Annotated in this window: 1 protein-coding gene; it reads right to left on the bottom strand. The window is 66.5% G+C overall.

Annotation, left to right across the window (positions count from 1 at the left end):
* Positions 1-3,399, bottom strand: a 3,399-nt coding sequence (locus tag ON34_RS03180; protein WP_040773995.1) for a non-ribosomal peptide synthetase, incomplete at both ends; no start/stop codon positions are given.

Below are 3,399 nucleotides of genomic sequence, written 5' to 3'. Positions count from 1 at the left end.
CCCAGCGTGGTGGGCACTACGGCGGCGGCGGCTTGGCTGACCGCCGGGTGGGTCAGCAGCGCGGTTTCGATCTCGCCGAGTTCGATGCGTTGGCCGCGGAATTTCACCTGGAAGTCGGTGCGGCCGAGGTATTCCAGCCGCTGCGGCCGCTGCGCGTCGGGCCCACGCCAGATCACCACATCCCCGGTGCGATACATCCTGGCCCCGGCCGCGAACGGGTTGGCCACGAACCGGCCCGCGGTTTGCGCGGGCTGGCCGAGGTATCCGCGGGCGAGTTGGTCACCGGCCAGATACAACTCCCCCGCCACCCCGGCGGGTACCGGCCGCAACCGCGAATCCAGCACGAACACTTCGGTGTTCCATTGCGGGCACCCGATCGGCACCGTCACCGCATCCGCGGTGTCGGCGGGCCAGTAGGTGACCGACACCGCCGCCTCGGTCGGACCGTACAGGTTGTGCACCCGCGCCTCGGTCACCGCAGCCACCGCGGCCACGGTTTCCGGCGGCAACGCCTCCCCGATGACGAACACATCCCGCAGGCTCGCCAGGCTTCCGGCGGGGGTGTGGGCGGCGAACTCGCTCAGCATCGTCGGCACGAAATCGGTCACCGTCACCTTCTGCGCGGCGATCGTCGCCGCCAGATACGCCGCGTCGCGGTGCCCGTCGTGGTCGGCGAGCACGAGTTTCGCACCCACCCGCAGGGGCATGAAATACCCCCACAACGACACATCGAAGGTGGTGGCGGTCTTCTGCAGATACACCTGCCCCGGACCCATCCGATACTGCGCCAGCATCCACTCGATCTGATTCACGATCGCCTGATGCGACACCGCCACACCCTTCGGCCGCCCGGTCGAACCCGACGTGAAAATCACATACGCCACATGCCCCGGCAACACCGGCCGCAACAATTCCTCGACACACACCGGCGCACCCGAGCGGGCGCTGAAGTCGAGGGTGTCCAGACACAGCAGCGGGATACGCGACGGCACCGCGATCGCATCCGCGGTCGTGGTCAGCACGCACACCGGGTGCGCGGTGTCGAGCACATGCCCGATCCGCTCGGCGGGGTGGTCGGGATCCAACGGCACATACGCCCCACCCGCGGTCAGGATCGCATACATACCGACCACCAGATCCAGCGAACGCCGCACCGCCAACCCCACCAACGACTCCGCACCCACCCCCCGCTCGATCAACACCCGCGCCAACCGATTGACCCGCTCATCGAACTCCCGATAGGTCAACTGTTGATCACCATGCACGACCGCGACTGTGTCCGGATACTGCGCCACCGCACGCCGGTAGCCATCCAACAACAACCCGGCCGCGACCGGGTGGCGGGTGTCGTTCCACTCCTGCAGGATCGTGGTGCGTTCAGCCGCATCCAGCAGCTCGATCTCCCCCACCCGGCGATCCGCCGACTCGGCCACGGAGGTGAGGATGGCGCACAACCGTCGCGCGAAGCCCGCGACGGTGGCCTCGTCGAACAGGTCGGTGGCGTAGGTGAACGCCGCCGAAATCCCCGACGCTGTCCGCTGCTCCTCGCGCGGCACCATCGTCAACTCGAGGTCGAACTTCGTCAACGGCCACGCGAACTCCAGCCCCGACACCGTCAACGCGGGTAGTTCCAGGGTCGAAGGCGTGAAGTTCTGGAAGGTCAACATCACCTGGAACAACGGATGATGCGCACTCGAGCGCACCGGATCCAGCAACTCCACCAACCGCTCGAACGGCACCTCCGCATGCCCGAACGCCTCCACATCCCCACCCCGCACCCGCTCCAACACTTCCGCGAAACTGGCACCGGGATCGATCTGCGTGCGCAGGGCCAGAGTGTTGACGAACATCCCGATCAACCCACTCAACGCCGCGTCCCCACGACCGGCCACCGGGGTGCCGACGGTGATGTCGCCGGTGTTCGACAACCGCGCCAGCAACACCGCGTACGCCGCGTGCGCCACCATGAACAACGTCGCGTCGTGGCGGTGCGCCAACCGGTTCAACGCCGCATGCACCGTCGCGTCGATTGTGAACTCATACGTCGCACCGCGACCGGAGAACACCACCGGACGCGGCCGATCCGCGGGCAGATCCAGCTTCTCCGGCAGATCCGCCAACCGATCCCGCCAAAACCCGATCTGACGAGCCAAGATCGACTCCGGATCATCCTCCCCACCCAGGATTTCCCGCTGCCACAACGTGAAATCCGCATACTGCAACGGCAACGGCTCCCACCCCGGAACCGCACCAGCCACGCGAGCGGAATACGCCGTCATCAAATCCGCGGTCAACGGCAGCATCGACGAACCATCCCCAGCGATGTGATGCACCACACACACCAACACGTGCTCGCTGTCGCCGACCCGCAACAACCGCAACCGGATCGGCGCAGCCACCGTCACATCGAAACCCTCACCCACCACCGCCACCGTGGCCGCAAGGACCTCGTCCTCGCTCACCTCCACGACCGGCAACTCCGGCACCGCACCCGGCTCCGAAATATCGTGCACCCGTTGATAACCCACACCATCATGCTCCGGATAACTGGTGCGCAACACCTCATGCCGCTCCACCAGATCCCCGATCGCCGCCCGCAACGCCGCCACATCCAACGCACCACTGAGCCGCACCGCCAACGGAATATTGTTGCTCGCGCTGCCCGGATCGAACCGGTTCAAAAACCACATCCGCTGCTGCGCATACGACAACGGCACCCGCCCCGGACGCACCATCGCCCGCGGCGCCGAAACAGACCCCCCGCCCAACTCCTCCAACCGCTGCGCCAGCCGCGCCACCACCGACGCCTCGAACACCAACCCCACCGGAACCCGCACACCCAAAGCGGAACCCAACCGCCCCGCGACCTGCGTGGCCAACAGCGAATTACCACCCAGCTCGAAGAAATCATCATCCGCACCCACCCGACCGCCGCCCTCGCCACCCTGCGGCAACAACACAGCAGCGAAGGTCTCCGCGACCAACCGCTCGTTCGCCGTGGCAGGCGCCCGGAACTCCCGCACCGCCAGCACCGGCTGCGGCAACGCCGCCCGATCCAACTTCCCCACCGGCGTCAGAGGCAACTCCTCCAACACCGTGATCGCAGCCGGAACCATATACCCGGGCAACGTTTTCCCGACAAACTCCGCCAGCTCCGCGGTATCCAACACGACCCGACCGCCCGTCTCAGCGTCAACGCGCGCCAGCACATACGACACCAGCGCCTTGACACCCGAAGGCAGCGTCGTGCCCAGTGTCGCGGCGTAATCGACATCCGGGTGCGCGGTCAACGCGTTATCGATCTCATCCAGCTCGATCCGCAACCCCCGGATCTTCACCTGGAAATCCACCCGCCCGTGATACTCCAGCAACCCCTCCGGAGTCCGCCGCACCAAATCA

Source organism: Nocardia pneumoniae NBRC 100136 (assembly GCF_000308755.1).
Taxonomy (GTDB): Bacteria; Actinomycetota; Actinomycetes; order Mycobacteriales; family Mycobacteriaceae; genus Nocardia; species Nocardia pneumoniae.
The sequence above is the reverse complement of the archived record's forward strand: the minus strand, read 5'-3'. Positions and strand labels throughout refer to the sequence as shown.